The sequence below is a fragment of the Rathayibacter sp. AY1C7 genome (genome assembly GCF_002931865.1).
GTDB lineage: Bacteria > Actinomycetota > Actinomycetes > Actinomycetales > Microbacteriaceae > Rathayibacter.
This window is the reverse complement of sequence record NZ_PSWB01000001.1, coordinates 127,859-151,791: the sequence shown is the minus strand read 5'-3', so window position 1 is coordinate 151,791 and position 23,933 is coordinate 127,859. Positions and strand designations below refer to the sequence as shown.

Here is a 23,933-nt window from a genome sequence, read left to right as displayed (position 1 = left end):
CCGGGGCCGTCGGCGTTCCTGCGGAGGCTCGGAGCCCGGCCTCGCCCGCCGTCAGGACTCGCCGCGCGCGAGAGCCGAGACGAAGCCGCCGGCGAAGGTGTCGCCGAGGCCGATCGTCGTCGGCCGGTCCGTCTCGAGGACGAGCCCGGGGACGCAGCAGGCCTCGAGCGCCGACTCCACCGCTGCGCACACCGCTTGCGAGCCGGGCTGGGGAGGGAGTCCGCCGATGTGGTCGTAGTCGGCGGCGGTGAAGCCGTCCCCGAGGAGGTCGCGGAGCTCGGTCGCGCGGATCATCTCGCCACCGCCGCCCCGCCGCCCCCGGAGCTCGAGGAGGCCCTGCGCGACAGGGGAGTGGAGATCGTGCTCCCGGCCGGTGCGGCCGCCCGGGAGCGCTGACCCGCTCCTCACAGCACGTTGATCGCGGTGGCCCGCCAGCGGGCGTCCGTACCCTCGAGCCGGATCGCGACGGCCCGGCTCCGTGCGCGGTGATGCACCAGGACCACTCCCTCGACGACGCCGTCCCGCGGCTCCGTGACGATCACCCGTCCGACCGTGAACGGGACGCGCTGCGCCGTCCGCTTCCGCAGGCTGCGGGCGCGGGCCGCGAGCACGACCCGCTTCTGCAGGTGGTGGTAGACCTCGTCGCTCAGCCATCGCGCGATCTGGTCGATCTCGCGCGAGCCCTCCAGGATCTCGATCACGAGGTGCGTGAGCCGGGCGAGCAGGGGCTCCGGGTCGGGCAGCTCGGCGCGGGTCGCAGGCTGCGGGGCGAAGAACTCCGCGAGGGTGAGCCGCTCCACGGCCGCCTCGGGGTCGAGGGGGAGGGTGCGGTAGTCGAAGGCGTGGAGGGGAAGGCTCATGCGGCGATCTCCTGGGGCAGGACGAGCTGTTCACGGGTCCGGGTCACCTCTCTGCTCGACGGGCGGGGCGCGCTGGGTCGGCACGCGAGGACGACCTCATCGAAGCAGTCGAGGGATGCTCATGGAGTGCAGAGGCGCAGACTGTGGATAATCGTCGGCCGTCCCGAGCTGTGGACAGCGAGCCCGGCGTGCACCGCCCGGCCGCGCCCTAGGCTTGTCGGGTGTCGACCCTCAGTGACCTCGTCCTCTCCCACGGCCGATCCGACGAAGCGGACGTCGAATGGCTGCACCTGCTCGTCGGCGACCTGCAGCTGCTCGCCGACCTGGCCTTCGCCGACATCGTGCTCTGGGTGCCCACGGCCGACGACAGCTTCGTCGCCGTCGCCCACGCGCGCCCCAGCAGCGCGGCGACGCTCTTCTACCGCGACTTCGTCGGGCAGAGGATCAAGTCGGAGTGGCGCGCCCAGGTCGTCGAGGCGTTCGAGACCGCGCGGATCGTCGACACCTCCGCCCCGGACTGGTTCGAGGAGACGCCCACCCGCGTGCGCGCGGTGCCCGTCCTGCGCCGCCTGGGGGCCTCCGACGGCGGCACGACGGACCGCCCCATCGCGGTCGTCACGCGCCACACCAACCTCAGCGAGACGCGCACGCCGAGCCGGCAGGAGCTGACGTTCAACGACTGCGCGAACGACCTCTTCTCGATGATCGCCTCGGGCGACTTCCCGGACCTGGGCGCGCCGACCGGTCCTCGTCGCGGGGCGCCGCGCGCGTCCGACGGACTGATCCGCCTGGACGTCGACGGCGTCACCACGTTCGCGAGCCCCAACGCCCTCTCGGCGTTCAACCGCATCGGCTTCGCCGACGAGCTCGAGGGGGAGTCGCTCGCCGAGGTCACCACGAAGCTGATCGCGGGGAAGGTCGTCATCGACGAGTCGCTCCCGCTGGTCGTGACCGGCCGGGCGCCGTGGCGCACCGACATCGAGGCCCGCGGAGTGACGGTGTCGCTGCGCGCGATCCCGATCCGCGACCGCGGCGAGCGGGTCGGCGCCGTCGTCCTGTGCCGCGACGTGACGGAGCTGCGCCACCAGGAGCGGGAGCTCATCACCAAGGACGCGACGATCCGCGAGATCCACCACCGCGTGAAGAACAACCTGCAGACCGTGGCCTCGCTGCTGCGGATCCAGGCCAGGCGCACCCACTCCGACCTCGCCCGGGAGGCGCTCACGCAGGCGATGCGCCGCGTCGCCGCCATCGCGGTCGTGCACGACACGCTCTCGGAGGGGCTGAACCAGAACGTCGACTTCGACGCGGTCTTCGACCGGGTGCTGCTGCTGATCGCCGAGGTCGCCTCGACCCACAACACCACGGTGCACCCGAAGCTGACGGGGAGCTTCGGCAACCTGCCCAGCGAGTACGCGACTCCGCTCGCGCTCGCCCTGACCGAGCTGGTCACCAACGCCGTCGAGCACGGCCTGGCCGGACGGGAGGGCTACGTGGAGATCGTCGCCTCGCGCAGCGACGACGAGCTCACGGTGAAGGTGCGCGACACGGGCGTCGGGCTGCCGGAGGGCAAGGTCGGATCGGGCCTGGGCACGCAGATCGTGCGCACGCTCATCCAGGGCGAGCTCGGCGGCACCATCGACTGGCACACGCTGGTCGGGCGCGGCACCGAGGTCACCATCGAGGTGCCGCTGCGGTGGCTGGAGCGCGCCCGCTCCTGAGCCCGGAGACGACGCGACCCCCGCTGCCGAGAGGCGACGGGGGTCGGGATCGTTCGTGCCGCCGAGCGGCTCGTGCGCCTAGGAGGCGCGGCGTGCGCGGGCGGCGCGGCGCTTCAGGGCGCGACGCTCGTCCTCGCTGAGGCCGCCCCACACGCCCGAGTCCTGGCCGGTCTCGAGGGCGTACTGGAGGCAGACCTCGGTGACGGTGCAGCGTGCGCACACCGACTTCGCCTTCTCGATCTGGTCCACGGCCGGGCCGGTGTTGCCGACCGGGAAGAAAAGCTCGGGGTCTGCGGTGAGGCAAGCGGCCTTGTCGCGCCAGTCCATGCGGGTGCTCCTTGTGTGAAGGCGTGCGTGGAGGAACCACGCAGTGTTCGGGTGGGATGATCGATCCACGCCGACGATCCCGACCAGTACTCGACCTCCGCGCCCTCACCGGCGCACGCCACGAGGCCCCGTGCTGGAGCGCGGGGTGGATCGGGGTGGTGGACGGGAGAACGCTCGGTTCTTGCCGGTGCACTCGACGCGATGCGTGAGCACTGCGTCGGCCACCCGGCTCCAGTGCTGGTCATCCGGCTCGCCCCCTTGCCTGACGGCGCGGCGGGATCGGATGTTCACATCGGCGGAAACCCACGACCCTGTGAGCGGTGAAACGAACTGGACTAGCCTGTCACGGGGATGAGCCCGAATCAAGAGTCCTGGATGGGATGTGCCTGTGACCGCTGACGCGAGCGGGTCCCGCGGACCCCGCCCGACCGCCTCCCGGCCGCTCGGTCTGGTGGTGCTGATCGCGGTCCTGGCACTCGAGACGCTCGCCGTCGCCGGGGTCGCGGCGTGGCTCGTGCTCGAGCTGCTGACGACCCGTGCCGACACGGTCGGCGGAGGGATCGCCATCGTCGTCCTCGCGCTGATCGCCGTGTGCTGGGCCGCCGCGACGACGCTCGGCGCCGTGCGACGGCGAGGCTGGATGCGCGCGTCGGCGCTGACGATCCAGCTGGTGATGATGGCCGTGGCGCTCGGCGCCTTCCAGGGCCAGTACGCCGTGCCCGACATCGGCTGGGCGCTGCTGGCGCCGGCCGCGGTGGCCGTCGTCGCGCTGTTCCTCCCGAGCGTGGTCGCCGCCACTCGTCGCGATCCGGCCGTGTAGCCGGACGGCTGGCGCGCCGCCGCTCGCGGGTGCGACGCTGGAGGGACCCCCTCCTCGACACGGAAGCGACGCGCATGGACTCCACCCGACTCGGCTCCAGCGGCCTGCAGATCTCCTCGATCGTCCTCGGCTGCATGAGCTTCGGCGCTCCCGACCGCGGTGCCCACGGCTGGAGCATGGGCGAGGAGGAGTCGCGGACCTTCCTCCGGCGGGCGCTGGAGCTCGGCGTCACCACGTTCGACACGGCGGACGTCTACTCCGACGGCACGAGCGAGGAGTTCGTCGGCCGGGCGCTCGCGGACTTCGCGGTCCGCGAGGAGGTCGTGATCGCCACGAAGGTCCACGGGCGGATGCGCCCCGGCCCCAACGGCGGCGGCCTCTCGCGGCGGCACATCCTCAGCGCGATCGACGACAGCCTCCGGCGTCTCGGCACGGACTACGTCGACCTCTACCAGATCCACCGCTGGGACCCCGAGACGCCGATCGAGGAGACGATGGAGACGCTCCACGACGTCGTCCGCTCGGGCAGGGCGCGCTACATCGGCGCCTCGAGCATGTGGGCGTGGCAGTTCGCGAAGGCGCAGTACACCGCGGATCTGGGCGGCTGGACGCGGTTCGTCTCGATGCAGGACCAGTACAACCTGATCCAGCGCGAGGACGAGCGCGAGCTGCACCCCTTCTGCGTCGACCAGGGAGTCGGCGTGATCCCGTGGTCGCCGCTCGCCCGGGGCCGGCTCACCCGCGACTGGGACGAGACCACGGCGCGCACCGAGACCGACGTCTTCGGCGGCACCCTCTACCGCCAGCAGGAGGAGGCCGACCGGCGGACCGTCGCGACCGTCGCACGCATCGCCGAGCAGCGCGGCGTGCCCCGTGCGCAGGTGGCGCTCGCCTGGGTCCGGCAGCAGGAGGCGGTCACCGCTCCGATCGTCGGAGCCACGAAGCTCCACCACCTCGACGACGCGGTCGCGTCGCTGGACGTGGAGCTGACCGCCGACGAGCTGGAGGCGCTGGGCGCCGACTACGCACCGCGCGCCAACGAGGGGTTCTGATCAGGCCGATGCGCCACCGCTGATCCGCCCGAGCGGTCTCCGCTATGTTTCCTCTCGAAGATGACGGAAGCTCGGATCGGGAGGCGGCATGGCGAGGAGTGCCGGGGATCCGTTGGGGGCGCGCTACCGCCTGCTCGAGCGGATCGGCTCGGGTGCCGCGGGCGAGGTGTGGCGCGTCGCCGACGCGCAGGGGCCGGACCGCGCGGCGAAGCTCCTCCGCGGTGAGCACGTGCACGACGCGGGCCTGGTCGAGCGGTTCGTCCGTGAGAGGTCGGTGCTCACCCGTCTGCGGCACCCGCACGTCGTGGAGGTGCTCGACCTCGTCGTGGAGGGGGAGACGCTCGGGATCGTGATGGAGCTCGTCGGCGGCGGATCGCTGCGGGAGCTGCTGCGGGACGAGGGCACCCTCCCGGCGGTCGATGCGCTGCCCGTGGCGGCCTCGATCCTCGACGCTCTCGCCGCCGCGCACGCGATCGGCACGGTCCACCGGGACATGAAGCCCGACAACGTCCTGCTCGCGGAGGGTGCGGACGATGCGGGCTCCGCCGTCCGCGTCTCCGACTTCGGCATCGCTCACGTGGTCGCCGAGGGGCCGCGCGCGACGACGGGCGTCATCGGGACGCCGGAGTACCTCTCGCCCGAGATGCTCGCCACCGGAGCGGCCGGCCCGCCGAGCGACGTCTACTCGACGGGGATCCTGCTCTACGAGCTGCTGTGCGGCCGGACCCCCTTCGCGGGCCCCGGCGCCGACGTCGCGGTCGCCTACCGGCACGTCGCGATGCTCCCGCCGCCGCTGGATCTGCCGCCGCGGCTCGCGTCGCTCCTGGACCGGATGCTCGCGAAGGATCCGGCGTCGCGGCCGACGGCTGCGGAGGCGGCGGGGATCCTGCGACGCCTCTCCCCGGCGCTGGCCGGGCTGCCGGCGCTGCCGCTCGCGGCGGGCGCGGCGGAGTTCGAGGAGGCCGAGCGCCCGGGCACGGTCCTCCGCGGGATGGCGGTGGAGATGTCGTCGGAGCCGGTGGAGGAGGGGCCCGCTCCCGAGCTCGGCCCGTCGTCGCAGGCGACCGTGCTCCGCCCGGTGCCGCGCCGCGAGCTGCGCCTGGCGGAACGGCCGTTCGAGGCTCCTGCTCGGCGGGGGCGCGGCGGACGTCTGCGGATGATTCTCGCCGCCGTCGGCGCCGGCGTCCTGCTCATCGGGGCGGTGCTCCTCGCCGTCCAGCCGCGCGGCGGCGGAGCACGGGCCTCGGCACCGGATGCCGACCTGTCGGCCCGGCAGCAGGACCGGCCGCTGCCGACGGGCCTCGGAGTGACGCGATCGGCCACCTGGGACGCGGAGCGACGGGCCGTGGTCGTCGAGATCTCCTACTCCGCCCAGAGCGCGCCCCTCTCGGGGTCCTTCCTCGAGGTGCTGCCGGGCCCGGACGCCGCGGCGGCGTGCCCCGCGGCCAGCTGGTCCGGAGTGACGGCGGTGCGCAACCGGCCGAGCGTCACCGGAGTCGGGGTCGGCTGCGGTTGGAGCCTGACGGACCTGCACGTCCCGGCGCAGGGGATCGTCGACGTCACGGCGACCGTGCCGATCGCGGTGGCCGAGCAGAGCGCCCTGGACGGGTGGCTGGCGGCGGCAGCGTCTGCGACGGCACAGGCCGTGGCCGACCCTGCGGTCACCGGGACGGCGTATCCCGTGCAGCGGCTGCGGGATGTGCGCATCGAGACTCCCGCGCGGACGGTCGGCCGGACCCCGCTGCCGGTGACGCTGGTGCCGGTCTGGCCGAGCGGGGCCGACCCCGTGAACCCCCTGCTCGCGACGCCGTCGTCCGCGCCGGCGAGCAGCATGCTCGACGCGATCGCGGGCGGAGTGGAGGGCGTGCGGTTCAGCGACGGCTGCGGCGGCGCGGTCGCCGTGTCGTCCGACGGGCTGACGGTGACCGCCCTCACGGTGACTCCGTCCTGCGAGCTGCGCGCCCGAGTGGGCGCGTTCTCGGACCTCTCGAGCAGTCCCTTCGCGATCACCACTCGCGAGTGAGTCGACCTCCCGCGCCAGTGTCGAGCCGTCGACGCCACGCGAGCCGTCTGTGCTGTCTTGCCTTCTACCATGACGAGACATCCTCATGAGACGTTGGTGGAGTGGGGAGCGGTCGGGACGGTCCCGTCCGCAGGGGTAGAAAGGTGTGATCCATGTCACGTGTTCTCTCGACCGACGAGGCGAAGTCCGCGATCCAGCAGATCCAGTCGATCGTCAACGGCGGCCTCGCCGATCAGATCAGCCGGCTCGACGCACAGGGGCGGACACTGTCCGATCCGAACCTCTGGGACGGTCCGCTGGCCTCGCAGTTCCGCTCGTCGACCTGGCCGGAGACGAAGTCGGCCCTCGAGAAGGCCAAGCAGGAGCTCGAGGAGCTGCGCAGCCCGCTGGCGACGATCTCGCAGAACATCTTCGCCGCCGGCGGAGGGAGCTGACCGGCCGTCCCGCCCCTGCGTGCTCCGGCGAGCGGGGGCGGGACGTGCTCGTCGTCGCCGCGCTCCTTCCTCCGCGCACCTCCATCGGAGCGTCTCGGAGTGATCGGAGCGCTCTCGAGGAGGACGCGCCGATCGACTCGGTGGCGGAGGCGCGATCACCCGCCCGAGGGCGCTGATCAGCCGCCGTCCGCCGGCGTCGGCGAGACCGACTGCACGAAGTGGATCTCGCCGTCGAGGCTGACGAAGCCCCGGCCCACCGTGGGCGGGACGGGGAAGCGCCGCGGGATCTGCGCGCCGAGGAGAGTGCCGTCGTTGTCGATGTCGGGCTGGAGCAGCAGCACGGAGCGGGAGGCCGCCGCCTTCTTCGTCCAGTTCCCGAAATGGCTGCGGAGCTCGCTCGACCGGCCGGCCAGCACGACGCAGAGTCCCGGGCGACCCGACGAGACCAGCCTCATCAGCGCCTGGTCGGTGTCGTCCCAGCGTTCGGCATCGTCGAGGAGGAGCAGCACGGGGCCCTCCTCCGTCGACAGCGACGCGAGGAGGGTGCAGAGCTCCTCCGCGCCCACGGCGAGTCGGTCGAGGTCGGCGCCCCTGAGCGGGGAGCGTCGATCGCACACTCCCCAGACGGCGACCGAGCCGGCGGCCCGCGCCGCCTCGGCCAGGGCGAGCAGCACGGTCGACTTGCCCGATCGAGCGGGTCCGGCGATGACGACGTGCTCGCCCTCGAAGACCTGGAACGCCAGCGGGGCGAGGTCCGACTCGCCGAGGCCGATCGGGAGCAGCCACGGCTCGCGATCGAAGCGGGCCTCGATCCCGAGTGCGCCCACAGCGACCCTGTCGGGAAGCGTGCCGACCGTGCTCGTCCTGCCGCGCGCATCCGGCCAGGCGGCCGCGAGCTCGGCGATCGCGTCGTCGAGACCGGCCCTCGGAGTCGCGACCTGCGTCTGCAGGAGCGACGAGGTGAGAACGCAGCGCCCCGGCACCGCTGCCGGCGCCTGCACCGGCTTCACCCCGGCGGCGGCGTAGTCCTGCGGGTCGGCGAGGCGGAACAGCCACTTCTGCGTCGTGACCTCCTCCATCACCGAGGGGATCGCCCTCGCCCGGGTGCTCGTCACCGCGAAGTGCAGGCCGAGCTCCGGTCCGTCGGCGTAGGCGCGGGTGAACGCCTCCATCAGAGCCAGGCCCTCCCAGTCCTGGAACTCGTCCTTCAGAGTCGCGAGACCGTCGATGAGCACCAGCGCACGACGGTGGCCCCCGGGCGATGCTCGGCGCCGGCGCACCTCGTCGCGCAGGTGACGGAGGAACCGGGTCTGCTTCTCGTGGGATCCGCCACCTGCGCCGACGTAGGAGACGGTGTGCGGGAGTCGCGCGAGCGGGGCGGAGTCGCGGGAACCAGCATCGAGGACGTAGAGGTCGAGCTCGTCCGGGGGGAAGTGGCGGGCGGCCGTCAGCGCGATCGACGCGAGCGCCGTGCTGGTGCCGCTGCCGGGGATGCCGATGAGGAGCAGGTTCCCCTCGCCCAGATCCCAGCCGGTCGGCGTCCGGCGCTGCCGGTCGGGGTCGTCCGAGAGTGCGACGTGCAGGACGTCGCCGACGACGCGACCGAGGTCGGACTCCTCCGCACCGAACCCGCTGAGGGCCACGGTGTCCTCGAGCGGCTCCGGCCAGATCGGGCGGGGAGGGCCGAAGCCCGAAGCGACGTCCGCCTCGACCACCGCGTCGATCAGGAGGTCGAGATCGGTCGGGGCCGTCTCGTCGGCGGCGACCGGGGAGGGGCCCTCGACGGGGACGCCCGTGGGTCCGACCGGGCGGACCTCGATCGCCTCGACGGCCGCCGCCTCCGCGCGACCGGTGACCAGCGCCGTCTGGACGGGCGAGATGTCGTTCTGGCCCCGCTTCACGTACGCCCGGCCGGTCTGGGAGCGGGAGATCCCGGCCGCGCTCGCGACTCCGATCACGTCGGTGGAGTCGTCCCGGCTCTGCACCCGGAGGGCGACGCGGAGGTTGGTGTTGGCGAGGATGTCGTCGTTCACCACTCCGGCCGGACGCTGGGTGGCGAGGATCATGTGCACGCCGAGCGTCCTGCCGACCGCGGCGACGCTCACGAGGGACGTCAGGACGTCGGGATGCTCCTTCGCGAGAACGGCGAACTCGTCGACGACGAGCAGGAGCCGCGGCATCGGCTCCGGCGGCGAGGTGGCACAGTACGCGTCGAGGTCGTCGAAACCCTCGCCGGCGGCGGCGAAGAGCCGCTGACGACGCCGCATCTCGGCCTGGAGCGAGCGCAGCGCGCGGTCGGCGAGCTGGGCGTCGAGGTTGCTGATGGTGCCGATCGTGTGCGGGAGCCGCTCGCAGGACGCGAACGCTGCACCCCCCTTGAAGTCGATGAGCACGAAGGTGAGGCGCGTCGGATCGTTCCAGGCCGCGAGGCCGGCCACGAAGGAGCGCAGGAACTCGCTCTTGCCCGAGCCCGTGGTGCCGCCGACCAGGCCGTGCGGGCCGTCGGCGACGAGATCGAGCACGAGCGGACCGTGCTCGGACGAGCCGACGGGCGCGCGCACGCCCCGGGCGCTCGACCACCACCCCCGGACGTCCGCGGCGGTCGGACGATCGGCGCCCAGGAGCGGCGGCAGCCGCACGAGCGCGGAGAGGGCCGCCCCCGCGGTGACGAGCTCCGGGTCCTCGAAGCGCGCCAGGTCGCGCGCACAGCGCTCGGCCGTGGAGGAGGCGAGACCGGCGAGCACCACGTCCTCGACGGTGATCCGCTCGTCGGGCCGGGAGAGGACCGCCGAGGCGTCCGCTCCGACCCGGACGACGACCGTGCAGGAGGCGGGGAGCTGCTCCTCCGACGCCGCGAGGACGAGGCCGGAGATCCGGGTCGCCGCCTCGCGCTCGCCGCGGCCGAGTCCGAGGAGTTCGCGCGCCGGAGCGGCGCGTCCCTCGGTCAGCACGTCGGAGTCGAGCACCAGGAGCACGCGCGGCGAGTCCTCCTCGCGGAGGGCGCGGAGGAGCTCGGAGCTGCGGTCGCGCCGGTCGGAGAGGCGGCGTCCGCCCCCGGGCAGACGCGTGTGGGGGAGCCAGGAGGCCCAGCTCCAGTCGGAGTCGCGTCGCCGGTCGCAGAACACCCCGATCGCCAGGTCGGCCGGACCGCAGTGGACCGCCGCCTGGCAGAGCAGGCTCCTCGCCAGAGCGAGGCCGCCCTCGCGGTCGCCGACGATCCCGACGACGCCCGAGTCCGCGAGATCGATGGACACGGGCGCGCTCGGGACGACGCTCACCGCCAGGATCGCGCGCACCTCCTCCTCGAGCCGCGGCACTCCGCGCTGATCGAGCGGGGGAGACCACGGGACGTCGCCGACGCCGATGTGCAGGCGGAGCACATCGGCGGAGGTCGCGCGCCGCTGCCACAGCGACGTGGCGGGCAGCGCCGCCCGGCGGATCGTCGTCGCCGGGTCGGGCGCGTCCTCCTCGAGGCGGGCCCGTTCGACACGCGCGGAACGGGCGATGTCGTCGCGGAGCGTCTGCAGCGCCTCGCCGTAGCGCTGCTCCTCGGACCGGGTCGCTCGGGCGTGCCGGTGCCGCTGCTCGAACCACAGGCCCACTCCGGCCACGGGGCTGAGCGCGGCGAAGAGGGCGTAGCGCGCATCGCCCATGATGAGGACCATCGCGAAGGCGAGGACGAGCGGCGCGGCGACGGTGATCACGCTGAAGTTCGTGGCGGAGGCGATCTCGAGGCGGGCCGGCGGGACGACCGCCTCGCCGGCCGCCGGACGTCCCGGTCGCGGCGGCCGGTTGAAGGGCACAGTCGCCGTCGCGGTGACGTTGTCCGTGCTCCCCGGCTCGGGCGCGAGGAGCTCGGGAGGCGCGGGGCGCAGTCGGAGAGCCGCCCCACCGGCGATCACGACCGCGGCGTCGGAGACGAGGACCCCGTCCCCCGTCGCGGAGACGCCGTCGACCAGAGTGCCGTTGGTGCTGTCGGCGTCGCGCACCCGCAGGCCGTCGCCCTCGCGGGTCACCGAGAAGTGCTCCCAGGAGGCGCTCGCCGTGTCGAGGACGACGTCGGCGTGCGGGGAGCGGCCCACGATCAGCGCACGGCCCCGCGGGATCTCGACCACGGCTCCCGCGCCGAGACCGCCCGACAGCACGGCCGTCCACCCGCGGGCCGCGGCAGGTCGGGGCAGGGGGGAGCGGGCGATCCGCGTCCCCTCGAGCAGCAGCAGATCGGCCAGCCGGGTCTCCACAGGGTGCAGGGCGGTGTCGACGGCGAGGGCCGTCCCGGGCGGGAGGCGGTGCCCGGTGGCGGTGGCGATCAGCTCGCCGAGTGTCGCGGAGTCGCGGTGGCGGCCGAGGTCGATGTCGGAGCGGGTGCCGTCGAGGTCGAGGAGGAGTCGCACCGGGGGCTCACGGTCGGGGCTGTCCGGCGAACCAGAGCAGCGGCGGGTCGGCGGGCCGCAGGCCGAGGCGCTGCGGCGAGGAGTGGAGGGGGAGTGCCGGGACGTCCAGAGCGTGCGCGGCGCCGAAGTCGAGCGGCGGACCGGCGAGCCCGTCCGCCGGTCCGATCGTGGATCCCCGGAGTGCGGCGGCGACCGCCGCGGGTTCTCTGCTGCCTGCGACGGCCGCGGCTCGCACCAGCGCCACGACGGCGTCGTGGCTGGGGGCGTCCGCGACCGCGGCGAGATCGCGGAACGCGCGGTCGCCGAGGAGGGTCGTCCGCGCGGCATCGTCGGCGGTCATCCGCACAGCCCCCAGGAACGCAGAGGCCGCGCGCCCGCGCTCGTCGCCGCGGAGAGCGACCGCGTCGCCGGAATCCGTGCCGATCGTCGTCAGATCTCCCGAGAGGGTGCCTCCGGCCGCGGCCAGGGCGGGAGCGAAGGCGGGGCTCAGCGCGTCGGGCGTGAGCAGGATCGGGACGGACGCCCCCGCCGCCTGCAGAGCGGCGACCGCCGTCGCCTGCGCCGCGGCGGGGCCGGACACGACGACGCGCTCGACCGCCAGCTCGCCCTCGAGGTGCGGGCGGGCGGCGGTGATGATCACGTCCGCGGTGGCGCCGGGATCGGCGGTCACCGTCGCGGCGGGCGAGAGACCGGTCGGGGTGCCTCCACCGGTGTCGACGAGGAGTACCCGGGCGCCTCCGCCGGCCTCCTCCACGAGTGCCGCGTCGGCCGAGGCGGTGTCGGGTCCGAGGGACCAGACGCCGTCGTCGGGCAGGGCGGGGCCGCCTCCGTACGGGAGGACGGCCGCTGTCCCCGCGGCCCGAGCGGCGTCCACGGCCGCAGCGGTGTGGGTGCCGTGGGTCGCGAGGACGAGGCCGGACACGCCCTGCCCCGTCAGCTCCTCGACGGCGGCGCGGGCACCCTCGGGCGTCCCGTGGTCGTCGACGGCGACGAGACCGATCTCGCAGCCGCCCATCGCTGACCGGTGCGCGGCGACGACGGCGCCGTTCGCCGCGTCCTTCCATTCCGCGCCCTCGCCCGGAGCCGAGCTGAGCGAGACCACCACCCCGAGCGTCATCCGCTCGGGCACCCGGGCGCACGAGAAGCCGACCGGGAGAGCGGCGACCTCCGTCATCGGGGCGGACTGCGGGGGCAGGAGGGAGACGAGGGCACCGCTGACGCCGAGGAGGGCGACGGCGCCGCCGATCAGCATCGGGCTCCGTCGGGCGGTGCGGGGGTGCTGCGCCGCGCGCCTGCCCAGGCGGGTCATCGCTCGTCCCCGATCCGGAAGGAGTAGACCGTCCGGGTCCGCGTGCCCTCGGGCAGGTCGAGGTGGAACGCGGGAAGCTCATCCCCGGCGCGGAGGGAGGCCCGCTCCTGGGCCTGCGCCAGCAGGATGCCCGAGACGTCCTCGGATCGCACCGCGGCGTAGCCCCGTGCGCTCTGCGAGGCGAGGGCGAGCTGCACGTCGGCGGTGCCGACCTTCGCGGCACTCGTGGTCATCGATCCGAGCAGGCCGGAGCCGCCGACCGTCCGGTCGCCGAGGTCCAGGAGCACCTTGTGCAGATCGGCTGCGAGGAGCGCGGCGGCCGCGTCGGTGTCGCGGGTCGAGGCGTCGATCGTCGTCGCGATGCCGGCCAGGGAGGCGCGCGTCCGCTCAGAGACGGCCCCGCCGATCCGGGCCTCCGCGGTGCGGAGAGCCCGGTGCCCGGCGTCCACCGTCGCTGCACCGTCGGAGCGGATGCCGGAGGAGGCCGTGCGCAGGCTCGAGACCGACCGGTCGAACATCGCGACGACCGCGTCGGCGTCGGCGCCGGAGCGCGTCGAGATCCGCCGCACCTGCTCGTCGAGGAGTGCGGTGACCGCGGATGCGGCTGCCGTGTCCGCCTCGGCGAACGCCTTCTGGATCGCCGGTGCGAGAGCGTCCTGCTGGGCACCGAGAGCGTCGATGCGGGTGCCGAGTGCGTCGCGCTGAGCGGTCAGCGCGTCGACGCCGGTGCGGAGGGAGGCGAGCAGGCCGGTGAGGCGCGTGTCGTCCGAGCCGGCCGTCGCGCCGGCCTCGGCCACGCCTCCGCGGACCGTGGCGAGCGCGGCGCGCAGGGCGGCGAGGTCGGCGCTAGCGCCGGTGCTGCCGACGGTGGAGGCGACGGCGGTCCACGCGTGGACCTGGTCGCTCAGCCGATCGGCCAGGGGGGCCGGATAGCCGTCGGGAGCGTCGAGGCGGCCCGTGCCGGAGCAGGGCGTCGCGGTCAGGTAGGCGCGGAGCTCCTCGACGGAGCCCCGGGTCACCTCCACGGGTGCGCGCGTCGGGCGCCCGGTCGGCGTGGGTGCGGCAGCAGGGGACAGTGTCGCCGGCGACAGCTCGCAGAGCCGATCGGCCAGCTCCTGGTTCTGCGCCGACAGCGACCCCGTGCTGGTCGGCGTGCCGAGCTCGTCCAGGGCGGTCGTGGCGGCGGTGCCGACCGAGGCGACCGTCGTCTCCAGGCCCGCGGTGTCCTCGTCGAGCTCGTCCAGCGTCGCCGACAGGGCGGCGAGTGCCCGGGTGACGGATCCCTCCGGGTCGGCCAGGGTGTCCACCGAGGCCGACGCGGCGTCCACCCTGCTCGCGAGGGCGGCGAACCCGGCCTGCACGCCGTCCATCAGCTCCGGCTGCAGGGAGTCGACGAGGTCCTGCCCGCGATCGAGCATCCCGAGCAGCACGGTGTCGACGGCGGCTCCGGAGGCGGCGAGGGAGCAGGTGGTCGAGGGTGCCGTGCAGGTCTCGGCGGAGGGCTGTGCCGGCCCCGCGGCAGCACGGACAGCCGCGACGACCTCGTCGCGGCAGGACTCGGCCGCCGCTCCGTACGCGTCGAGCTCGGCCGTGAGCCGCAGCAGCTCGGAGTGGATCGAGCCGGAGCGGCCGCCGTCGACGGCGACTCCGCATCCGCTGCCCGAGACCGTCGGCGGCGGCACCGCGGCCGATGTATCGCCCAGCAGGGCGTCCACCGCGTCGATCGCCTCGGACAGCTGCGCCAGCAGGCCGGACTCGGTGCCCGAGACCGTCGACGACAGCTGCGCCCGGAGCGCGCCGAGCTGCCCGGAGAGGCTCTGCATCGAGGCCGCCGTCGAGGCGGCGCCGGCCCGCAGCTCCTCGGCCGTGCGGACACCGAGAGTCTCGGAGGTCGCGTCGAGCGAGCCCCGCACCTCGGCGACGGTGGTGCCGGCCTGCGTCAGCAGGTCGTCCACCGCGGTGACGACCTCGATCGTGCGGCGCTCGAGGGCGAGCGGCGAGGCGTCGGAGGAGTCGAACGCGGCGCCCACCGCCCCCTCGGTGGTCGGGTCGGTGCTCACGCCGGGCTGGACCGCCAGGTCGAAGGCGGGGACGGCGAAGTCGGCGACGTCGGCGACGAGGGTCAGCGTCGCCGTCGCGCCACCGCCCGGGGGAGCGAGGAGAGCGGCCCACTGCACGACGGCGTCTCCGTGCTCGTCACGGCTGAGCACGCCGTTGGTGACGGCACCCGACTCGCTCTCGGTGACGACGCGACTCGGCGAGACGCCCGGCAGGACCGCGGAGGCTGCGATCGTCAGCGGAGCGCCGACGAGTGCACTGCGGCGGGCTGCACGACCGGCCGCGTCGAACGCGACCTCCTCGGGCCGGACCGTCAGGTTCTCCACCGCGAGCGAGATCTCGATCCGACCCGAGCGCCCGGCGAGGTCGGCCGGATCGGTGCCCGAGGCGTCGGCGGTGCGCCACGAGGGCCGGACACGGACCGGCAGGTCGGCGGCGACCTCGGGGGGATCGTAGACGGTGGTGGTCGCCGAGGCGTCGGACGGGTCGTCGCCGACGGCGAGGGCCGTCCCCTCGATCGCACGGACACCCCCGTCGGACGAGACGGCGACGGACACCGCCTGCAGCACCCTGGCGGCGGTGAGCGCCGGCTCCGGTGGCGTGCAGCCCGCCAGTACAGCGGCCACGACCGCGATCGCCGCTGCGGCCGTCGTCCTGCGAGCATTCGAGCGCACCCTGACCACCCCTCGTCCCGACGGGGCACCGGGCGGTGCCGCTCACGTCGACATGAGAGATGCTCGCAGATGAGCGTACCTCCGAGAGCCGGTGGCGCGCGATGACCTGCACCGCGCGCCCGGGGGTCACACGAGCTTCAGCTTCTTGCGGAGCGCCTGGACGTGCCCGGTCGCCCGGACGCCGTACTGCGCGAACTCGAGCGCTCCCTCGGCTCCGACGACGAACGTCGAGCGCAGCACGCCGACGACGGTCTTGCCGTAGAGGCTCTTCTCGCCCCACACCGCGTACGCGCGGTGCACGGTCATGTCGGGGTCGCTCAGCAGCGGGTACGCGATGCCCTGGGCGTCGGCCCAGCGGCGCAGCGCCTCCGGAGCGTCCCGCGAGATCCCGAGGACCTCGTAGCCGGAGTCGCGGAGGGACGCCGCGTTGTCGCGGAAGTCGCAGGCCTCCGTGGTGCAGCCGGGGGTGTCGGCCTCGGGGTAGAAGAACAGGATGACGCGCCGTCCGCGGTAGTCCGCGAGCGAGACGGGCTCGCCGTCCTGGTTCGGCAGCGTGAACTCCGGAGCGGAGTCGCCGGCGGCGAGGCGCGCCTCGGCGGGGAGGGGGGAGAGGTCGGTCATCGTCTGCTTCCGTCGGTCGTGGCGAAGGTGGTCAGGAGGCGCTGGAGCGAGTCGAGGCGCTCCGGTCCGCTGGCGCCCAGCAGTCCGCCCTCGACCGCCTCGATGATGGCGCAGTCGGGGGAGTCGGGCAGGTGCGTGCAGCCGCGCGGGCAGTCCCGGGCGATCACGGCGAGTGTCGTGAACGCGCCGAGGATGTTGTCGGTGTTCACGTGGCCGAGTCCGAACGAGCGGACGCCGGGGGTGTCGATGACCCAGCCGTGCCGGTCGCCGCGCTCCACGCGGAGCGAGACGGTGGAGGACGAGGTGTGCCGACCGCGGCCCGTCACGGTGTTGACGCGCCCGATGGCCCGGTGCGCGTCCGGGACGAGCTTGTTCACGAGGGTGGACTTGCCGACTCCGGAGTGCCCGACGACCACGGTCTCGTGGCCGAGGAGGGCGTCGGCGATCTCGTCGACCGGCGGCTCGTCCTGGCTCGAGAGGAACACGCGGAGGTCGAGCCCCTCGAAGTTGCGGAGGAACGGGGCCGGGTCCGCGAGGTCGGTCTTGGTGATGCAGAGCATCGGAGTGATCCCGGCGTCGAAGGCGGCGACCAGGTAGCGGTCGACCAGCCGGGTCCGGGGCTCGGGGTCGGCGGCGGCCACCACGCAGAGCATCTGGTCGGCGTTGGCGACGATCACGCGCTCGATCGCGTCGGTGTCGTCGGCGCTGCGGCGGAGGAGGGTCGACCGCTCGCGGATGCGGACGATGCGGGCGAGCGTCCCCTCGTCGCCGCTGGAGTCCCCGACCACGTCGACGCGGTCGCCGGCCACGATCGCCTGGCGCCGCAGCTCGCGGGCCCGGGCCGCCGTGAACTCGTGCTCCTCGGGCGTCCCGTCGCCGATCATCACCGTGTAGCGACCCCGGTCGACGCCGAGCACCATCGCGATCTCTGCGTCCTCGTAGGCGGGCCTGTTCTTGGTCCGGGGCTTCGTGCCCTTCGGGTTCGGGCGCACCCGCGCGTCCGACTCGTCGTACCCGTCGAAGTCGTCGAGAGCACCGTCGGCGTCGAGGCCGCTGTCCGTCCACCACGACACGGGTCAGACCGATCCGGCAAGGGTCGTCCACAGCTCCGGGAACTGCGGGAGGGTCTTCGCTGTCGTGGCGACGTCCTCGATCACCACGCCGGGGACCACGAGGCCGATCAGAGCGCCGGCGTGGGCCATGCGGTGGTCGGAGTAGGTGCGCCAGCGGCCGCCGTGGAGCTCGGCGGGCTCGATGCGCAGACCGTCCTCGAGCTCCGTGACCCGGCCGCCGAGGCCGGTGATCTCGGCGGCGAGGGCGGCGAGGCGGTCCGTCTCGTGGTGGCGGATGTGGCCGATCCCGGTCAGGGTGCTGGGAGTGGAGGCCAGCGCGGCGAGGGCGGCGAGGGCGGGGGCGAGCTCGCCTCCCTCCGACAGGTCGAGGTCCACGCCCAGGATCTCGTCGCCGCCGGTGACCACGAGGTCCTCGCCGTCGCGCTCGACGCGGGCGCCGAACAGCGGCAGGATCCGCTCGAGGTGCGCCCCGACCTGCGTGGTGACGGCCGGCCAGTGGCGAAGCCGGACGCGGCCGCCCGTGACGAGGGCCGCAGCGAGGAACGGCGCGGCGTTCGAGAGGTCGGGCTCGATCAGCACGTCGGCGCCGGCGATGGGCTGCGGCGCGACGGTCCACTCGCCGTCGGCGGGCGTGCCGACCTCGACGCCCCGTGCCGCCAGTGCGGCGACGGTCATGTCGATGTGGGGCCGAGAGGGGACGGCGCTGCCCTCGTGGCGCAGGTGCAGTCCCTCCTCGAAGCGGGCGCCGGCCAGCAGGAGCGCCGAGACGAACTGGCTCGACCGCGAGGCGTCGACGACGACGTCGCCGCCCCGGACGGCCCCGGAGCCGTGGACGGTGAAGGGGAGCGCGCCGCGGCCGTCATCGGCGACGTCCACGCCGAGCGCGCGGAGGGAGGCGATCGTCGCCCCCATCGGCCGCTTCGCCGCGTACGCGTCGCCGTCGAAGGTGGTGGGGCCGAGCGCGAGGCCGGCCAGCGGCGGGACGAAGCGCATCACGGTGCCCGCGAGCCCGCAGTCGATCGTCGTCGAGCCGAGCAGCTCCTCCGCGGGCTCCACGACCAGGTCGGCGCCGAAGCCGCCGGTCGAGCCGGACTCCCGGATCGTGGTGCCGAGCGAGCGCAGCGCCTCGACCATCAGGGCGCTGTCGCGGGAGTGCAGCGGCGCCCGCAGCGTGGAGGGCCCGTCGGCCAGAGCAGCGAGCACCAGCTCCCGGTTGGTCAGCGACTTGGAGCCGGGCAGGCCGACCTCGGCGTCGAGAGCGCCGGCCGCGAGGGGTGCGGGCCAGGCGTCGTCGCCGGGGAGCGCACGGGCGTCGCCGTACGGATCGAACTCGGGGGCGGAATAACGCGAGAAGACCATCGGTTGTCAGGATAGTCGGCGCGCAGGGCGTCGTCAGGAGCGTGACGGAGGCGGAGCATGACGGCAGCACCCCCGGTCCTCCGGAGCAGCAGGCCCGTCGCCCGGAGGCGCCCTCGTGCCGCAACCCCGGTCGTCCGCCGCGCCGCCGCTCTAGAATCGCTCGTGATGACTCGCGACGACGAACCCCGCACCACCCCCGCCGACGAGGCTCCCGAGCCCGCCGACGCGGAGCAGACGATCGTGGAGACCGTCGAGGAGTCGCTGGACGACGCCCCGGTCGAGGCTCCCGTCGATCTCCGCTCCCTCTTCGAGCAGCAGGCGCTGCCCTTCATCGACCAGCTCTACGCGGCCGGTCTGCGGATGACGAAGAACCCCTCCGACGCGCAGGACCTCGTGCAGGAGACTTTCGCGAAGGCCTTCGGCGCGTTCCGCCAGTTCGAGCAGGGCACCAACCTGAAGGCCTGGCTCTACCGCATCCTCACGAACACGTTCATCAACTCGTACCGCAAGAAGCAGCGCGAGCCCTATCAGAGCGCGATCGACGAGCTCGAGGACTGGCAGCTGGGCGGCGCCGAGTCGACCACGGCCACCTCCAGCCGCTCGGCCGAGGCGGAGGCGATCGACCACCTCCCCGACACCGCGGTGAAGGAGGCGCTCCAGGCGATCCCGGAGGACTTCCGGCTCGCCGTCTACTTCGCCGATGTCGAAGGCTTCTCCTACCAGGAGATCGCGGACATCATGAAGACCCCCGTCGGGACCGTCATGAGCCGGCTGCACCGCGGCCGGCGCATGCTGCGCGAACGACTCACCGACTACGCACGCGAGCGCGGATTCCGCGCCGCATTCACTTCCGGGAGCACGAAATGACCGACAGCGGCTGCACGAAGGCGAAGGCCGAGCTCGAGGAGTACCTCCACAACGAGCTGTGCAAGGAGGACGCCGCCGACATCCGCGAGCACATGGCGGGATGCGTCGACTGCGCCGACGAGGCGAAGGTCGGCGTGGTTCTGACGGTCGCCGTGCAGCGGGCGTGCAAGGAGACGGCGCCGGAGGACCTCCGCGCCCAGGTGCTCGGCATGCTCCGCGACGAGCACGCCGCGCACTCCCAGGCGCCCGCCCGCCTCTAGGCGCAGCACGACCCGGGGAGCCCCGGCCGTTCGAGACCTCCCGCGCACCGCGGGCCCTCGAGGGGCCGGGGCTCCGTCGTGTCCGGCGGCCTCCGGTCGCCGCGGCACCCGCACGTCGCGCGCGCTCCTGCCGGTCTCTGCGGGCCTGCGGTCAGGCACGGTCCGCCCGCAACGCGACGGGCCCGCCGGAACACGAGGTTCCGACGGGCCCGACCGCGTCGTGCGGACCGCGGGTCAGCGGGTGAGCGCCCGCGACAGCAGGTCGGCCTGCTCGGAGGCGTGCCGCTTGGCCGAGCCGGCCGCGGGGGAGGCCGCGGACGGCCGCGAGACCACGCGCATGGACCGGCCCAGCTTCGGAGCGACCTCGAGGGCCATGAACGGCCAGGCGCCCTGGTTCTCGGGCTCGTCCTGCACCCAGACGAGCTCCGCGTCCGGGTAGCGCTCGGCGATGCCGCGCAGCTCCTCGATCGGCGCCGGGTAGTACTGCTCGACCCGGACCAGCGCGATGCCGTCGTCGGGCTTCTTCTCGAGCTCCGCCTTGAGGTCGTAGTGGACCTTGCCGGCGTGGAGCAGGACGCGCTTCACGGCCGAGGCGTCCTGGATCCGCGCGTCGTCGATCACCGGCTGGAAGCGGCCCGAGGTGAAGTCCTCGACCGGGCTCGAGGCTCCGCGGAGACGCAGCATCGCCTTCGGGGTGAAGACGATCAGCGGTCGGCGGGGCCGGGAGTAGGCCTGGCGGCGCAGCAGGTGGAAGTAGGACGCCGGCGTCGACGGGCGCGCGACGGTCATGTTCCGCTCCGCGCACATCTGCAGGTAGCGCTCGATCCGGGCCGACGAGTGGTCGGGGCCCTGGCCCTCGTAGCCGTGCGGGAGCAGGAGCACGAGCGACGAGCGCTGCCCCCACTTCTGCTCGGCGGAGGAGATGAACTCGTCGATCACGATCTGGGCGCCGTTCGCGAAGTCACCGAACTGCGCCTCCCACAGCACGAGCGAGTCGGGCCGCTCCACCGAGTAGCCGTACTCGAACGCCATCGCCGCGTACTCCGAGAGCAGCGAGTCGTAGATCCAGAGCCGAGCCTGCTGCTCGGACAGGTTCATCAGCGGCAGCCACTCCTGGCCGTTCTCGCGGTCGTGGAGGACAGCGTGGCGCTGGACGAAGGTCCCGCGGCGCGTGTCCTGGCCGACAAGGCGCACCGGGGTGTCCTCGAGCAGCAGCGAGCCGAGCGCGAGCAGCTCGCCGAAGGCCCAGTCGATGGAGCCGGAGCGGCTCATCTCCTGGCGCTTCGCCAGCAGCTGCTGGAGCTTGGGGTGCACGGTGAAGCCCTCGGGCGGCGTCGTGAACGCGTCGCCGATGCGGGTGACGACCTCGGTCTTCACGCCGGTCACCTCGGGCTCGCCCGGGTAGTCCTCGCCCTGCTGCGCGTCGGGCAGCTCGAGGTCGGCCACGGAGTCGCCGTCGGCGGTGATCACGGGGATCGCGCCGGTCTGCGCGGCGTGGGTCTCGGCGAACGCGCGCTCCAGGCGGTCCTGGAAGTCCTGGTGGGCGCGGTCGTACTCCTCCTCGGTGATGTCGCCGCGGCCGACGAGCGCCTCGGTGTACAGCTTGCGGACCGAGCGCTTGGCCTCGATCAGGCTGTACATCAGCGGCTGGGTCATCGAGGGGTCGTCGCCCTCGTTGTGCCCGCGCCGGCGGTAGCAGATCAGGTCGATGACCACGTCGCGGTGGAATCGCTGGCGGTACTCGAACGCGAGCTGCCCGACATGGACGACCGCCTCGGGGTCGTCGCCGTTCACGTGGAAGATCGGCGCCTGGATCGTCTTCGCGCCGTCGGTCGAGTAGATCGAGGTGCGGGCCTCGTGAGGGGGAGTCGTGAACCCGACCTGGTTGTTGATGTTGATGTGGATCGTGCCGCCGGTGCGGTACGCGCGCAGCTGCGACATCTGCAGGGTCTCGACCACCACGCCCTGGCCCGCCATCGCGGCGTCGCCGTGCACGAGGATCGGCAGCGTGGTGAAGGTGCCGATGGGCTTGCGGTCCTGCTTGGCGCGGACGATGCCCTCGAGCACGCCGTTCACGGCCTCGAGGTGCGAGGGGTTCGCCGCCAGGTAGACCGGGATCTCCTCGCCCGCCGCGCCGCGGAAGGTGCCCTCGGTGCCGAGGTGGTACTTCACGTCTCCGGAGCCCTGGACCGTGCGCGGGTCCTGGGTGCCCTCGAACTCGCGGAAGATCTGGCCGTAGGTCTTGCCGGCGATGTTGGTCAGCACGTTCAGGCGGCCGCGGTGGGCCATGCCGATCGCGACCTCGTCGAGGTGCTCGTCGGCCGCGCCCTGCAGGACGGCGTCGAGCAGCGCGATGAGCGACTCCCCGCCCTCGAGCGAGAAGCGCTTCTGGCCCACGTACTTGGTCTGCAGGAAGGTCTCGAAGGCCTCGGCCTCGTTGAGCTTGCCCAGGATGCGCAGCTGCTCGTCGTGGCCCGGCTTCTCGTAGCCGCGCTCGAGCTTCTGCTGCATCCAGGCGCGCTGCTCCGGGTCCTGGATGTGCATGTACTCGACGCCGACGGTGCGGCAGTACGAGTCGCGGAGGATCCCGAGGATGTCGCGCAGCTTGAGCTGGCGCTTGCCGCCGAAGCCGTCCGTGACGAACTCGCGGTCGAGGTCCCAGAAGGTGAGGCCGTGGCTCTCGATGGCGAGGTCGGGGTGCGAGCGCTGCACGTACTCCAGCGGGTCGACGTCGGCCATCAGGTGCCCGCGGACGCGGAACGAGTTGATGAGCTCCTGCACGCGGGCGGTCTTGGAGACGCGCTCGGCGAGGTCGACGGCGATGTCCGTGGACCAGTGGATCGGGTCGTAGGGGATGCGCAGCGCGGCGAAGATGTCCTCGTAGAAGCCGCGGCCGCCGAGCAGGAGCTCGTGCACGATCTTGAGGAACTCGCCCGAGCCGGCGCCCTGGATGACGCGGTGGTCGTAGGTCGAGGTCAGGGTGATGGTCTTGCCGATGCCCAGCTCGACCAGCGTCTTCTCGGACGCGCCCTGGAACTCCGCCGGGTACTCGAGGGCGCCGGCTCCGATGATGCAGCCCTGGCCCTTCATCAGGCGGGGGACGGAGTGGACCGTGCCGATGCCGCCGGGGTTCGTCAGCGAGAGCGTGGTGCCCGCGAAGTCGCCGGCGACGAGCTTGTTGCCGCGCGCGCGCTTGACCAGGTCCTCGTAGGCCGAGAGGTAGGCCGTGAAGCTCAGCGTGTCGGCGCGCTTGATGCTCGGCACGAGCAGGGCGCGCGTGCCGTCGGGCTTCGGCATGTCGATCGCGATGCCGAGGTTGACGTGCGCCGGGGCGACGACCGCGGGCTTGCCGTCGACCTCGTCGTAGAACACGTTCTGGCTCGGGAAGTCCTTGAGCGCGCGGATGAGCGCCCAGCCGATCAGGTGCGTGAACGAGACCTTGCCGCCGCGGGTGCGGCGCAGGTGGTTGTTGATGACGATGCGGTTGTCGATCATCAGCTTCGCAGGGATCGTGCGGACGCTCGTCGCGGTGGGGATGCTGAGGCTGGCGTCCATGTTGGTCGCGAGGCTCTTCGCCATGCCGCGGAGCGGGGTGACGACGTCCTCGTCCGGCGTCGAGTCCTCGGCGGAGGGCTTGCTCACCGGAGCGTCGGCCGGGATCGGCTGCGCTTTCGGCTGCTTCGACGTGGTGCGGGAGGCGGGGGTCGACTCGGAGGAGGAGGCCGCGGCGGGATGGGTCACGGCGCCTCCGCCGCTCGACGAGACGCGCTCGGCGGCAGCGGCGGGCTTCGAGGCGGCGGGCGCGGGTGCCGCGGCGGGAGCCGGAGCCGGAGCGTCCTTGCCGGAGTTCGCGAGCTGGGCGCCGTAGCGCTCCAGGATGGGCCACCAGGACTCGTCCACCGAGGCGCGGTCGGCGCTGTACTGCTCGTACAGCTCCTCCACGAGCCACTCGTTGGCTCCGAAGTCCTCCGCGCCCTGCTCTGTTCCTGCTCCGGTCAACTGGCTCGACACAGCCGATCGCCCACTCTCTCCGTTGATTCGTCCTCGATCATCCGGACGGGCCCGTCGCATCCCTCGGCGC

General features: G+C 73.4%; 17 protein-coding genes. 7 read left to right on the top strand and 10 right to left on the bottom strand.

Annotated elements, in window-relative coordinates; genetic code table 11:
• Positions 1 to 51: 51 nt before the first annotated feature.
• Positions 52 to 294 (bottom strand): hypothetical protein, encoded by a 243-nt coding sequence (locus C5C69_RS00655; RefSeq protein ID WP_104224129.1) that lies wholly within the window; start codon positions 292 to 294, stop codon positions 52 to 54.
• Positions 295 to 404: 110 nt separating this feature from the next.
• The gene (locus C5C69_RS00650; protein WP_219812326.1) at positions 405 to 860 is read right to left on the bottom strand and encodes an Rv3235 family protein; all 456 of its coding nucleotides are present in this window, start codon (positions 858 to 860) and stop codon (positions 405 to 407) included.
• 221 nt (positions 861 to 1,081) lie between these two features.
• Between C5C69_RS00650 and C5C69_RS00645 the strand changes: the two genes are divergently transcribed.
• The gene (locus tag C5C69_RS00645) at positions 1,082 to 2,581 is read left to right on the top strand and encodes a sensor histidine kinase (RefSeq protein WP_104257098.1); all 1,500 of its coding nucleotides are present in this window, start codon (positions 1,082 to 1,084) and stop codon (positions 2,579 to 2,581) included.
• A gap of 78 nt (positions 2,582 to 2,659) precedes the next feature.
• Here the strand turns inward: C5C69_RS00645 and C5C69_RS00640 are convergent, their stop codons facing one another.
• The gene (locus C5C69_RS00640) at positions 2,660 to 2,908 is read right to left on the bottom strand and encodes a WhiB family transcriptional regulator (RefSeq protein WP_055788231.1); all 249 of its coding nucleotides are present in this window, start codon (positions 2,906 to 2,908) and stop codon (positions 2,660 to 2,662) included.
• A 388-nt stretch (positions 2,909 to 3,296) separates the two neighbouring features.
• Between C5C69_RS00640 and C5C69_RS00635 the strand changes: the two genes are divergently transcribed.
• From C5C69_RS00635 to C5C69_RS00620, 4 genes are all read left to right on the top strand, one after another.
• Positions 3,297 to 3,728 (top strand): hypothetical protein, encoded by a 432-nt coding sequence (locus tag C5C69_RS00635; protein ID WP_104257097.1) that lies wholly within the window; start codon positions 3,297 to 3,299, stop codon positions 3,726 to 3,728.
• Positions 3,729 to 3,802: 74 nt separating this feature from the next.
• Positions 3,803 to 4,780, top strand: coding sequence for an aldo/keto reductase (locus C5C69_RS00630; RefSeq protein WP_104257096.1), 978 nt, complete (start codon positions 3,803 to 3,805; stop codon positions 4,778 to 4,780).
• Positions 4,781 to 4,868: 88 nt separating this feature from the next.
• A complete protein-coding gene (locus C5C69_RS00625) occupies positions 4,869 to 6,803 on the top strand; it encodes a serine/threonine-protein kinase (RefSeq protein ID WP_104257095.1) in 1,935 nt (644 codons plus the stop codon).
• 152 nt (positions 6,804 to 6,955) lie between these two features.
• Positions 6,956 to 7,237 (top strand): pyrophosphorylase, encoded by a 282-nt coding sequence (locus C5C69_RS00620; protein ID WP_104257094.1) that lies wholly within the window; start codon positions 6,956 to 6,958, stop codon positions 7,235 to 7,237.
• A gap of 176 nt (positions 7,238 to 7,413) precedes the next feature.
• On the opposite strand, the gene C5C69_RS00615 is transcribed toward C5C69_RS00620, so the two are convergent.
• From C5C69_RS00615 to aroA, 6 genes are all read right to left on the bottom strand, one after another.
• A complete protein-coding gene (locus C5C69_RS00615) occupies positions 7,414 to 11,631 on the bottom strand; it encodes an FtsK/SpoIIIE domain-containing protein (RefSeq protein ID WP_104257093.1) in 4,218 nt (1,405 codons plus the stop codon).
• Between the two features lie 7 nt (positions 11,632 to 11,638).
• A complete protein-coding gene (locus C5C69_RS00610) occupies positions 11,639 to 12,940 on the bottom strand; it encodes an ABC transporter substrate-binding protein (RefSeq protein ID WP_104257092.1) in 1,302 nt (433 codons plus the stop codon).
• Positions 12,937 to 15,672 carry a hypothetical protein gene (locus tag C5C69_RS00605; RefSeq protein ID WP_146083584.1) on the bottom strand — a complete coding sequence of 912 codons (2,736 nt, stop codon included), beginning with the start codon at positions 15,670 to 15,672 and terminating at the stop codon, positions 12,937 to 12,939. The genes C5C69_RS00610 and C5C69_RS00605 overlap by 4 nt, the downstream gene beginning before the upstream one ends.
• A gap of 126 nt (positions 15,673 to 15,798) precedes the next feature.
• Entirely contained in the window at positions 15,799 to 16,293 is a 495-nt protein-coding gene (bcp, locus tag C5C69_RS00600) for a thioredoxin-dependent thiol peroxidase (protein ID WP_104232788.1), read from the bottom strand.
• Positions 16,290 to 17,366 carry a ribosome small subunit-dependent GTPase A gene (gene rsgA, locus C5C69_RS00595; protein ID WP_104224119.1) on the bottom strand — a complete coding sequence of 359 codons (1,077 nt, stop codon included), beginning with the start codon at positions 17,364 to 17,366 and terminating at the stop codon, positions 16,290 to 16,292. Before rsgA ends, bcp begins: the two co-directional genes overlap by 4 nt.
• A 3-nt stretch (positions 17,367 to 17,369) precedes the next feature.
• Positions 17,370 to 18,725: a 3-phosphoshikimate 1-carboxyvinyltransferase gene (gene aroA, locus C5C69_RS00590; protein ID WP_104232787.1), complete on the bottom strand. Its 1,356-nt coding sequence runs from the start codon at positions 18,723 to 18,725 to the stop codon at positions 17,370 to 17,372.
• Positions 18,726 to 18,890: 165 nt separating this feature from the next.
• On the opposite strand from aroA, the gene C5C69_RS00585 reads away from it, so the two are divergent.
• On the top strand, positions 18,891 to 19,592 hold the full coding sequence (locus C5C69_RS00585) for a sigma-70 family RNA polymerase sigma factor (RefSeq protein ID WP_104224117.1): 702 nt from the start codon (positions 18,891 to 18,893) through the stop codon (positions 19,590 to 19,592).
• Positions 19,589 to 19,852: a zf-HC2 domain-containing protein gene (locus C5C69_RS00580; protein WP_104224116.1), complete on the top strand. Its 264-nt coding sequence runs from the start codon at positions 19,589 to 19,591 to the stop codon at positions 19,850 to 19,852. Before C5C69_RS00585 ends, C5C69_RS00580 begins: the two co-directional genes overlap by 4 nt.
• A 234-nt stretch (positions 19,853 to 20,086) precedes the next feature.
• Here the strand turns inward: C5C69_RS00580 and C5C69_RS00575 are convergent, their stop codons facing one another.
• A complete protein-coding gene (locus C5C69_RS00575) occupies positions 20,087 to 23,863 on the bottom strand; it encodes a multifunctional oxoglutarate decarboxylase/oxoglutarate dehydrogenase thiamine pyrophosphate-binding subunit/dihydrolipoyllysine-residue succinyltransferase subunit (protein WP_181068290.1) in 3,777 nt (1,258 codons plus the stop codon).
• Between the last annotated feature and the right edge of the window lie 70 nt (positions 23,864 to 23,933).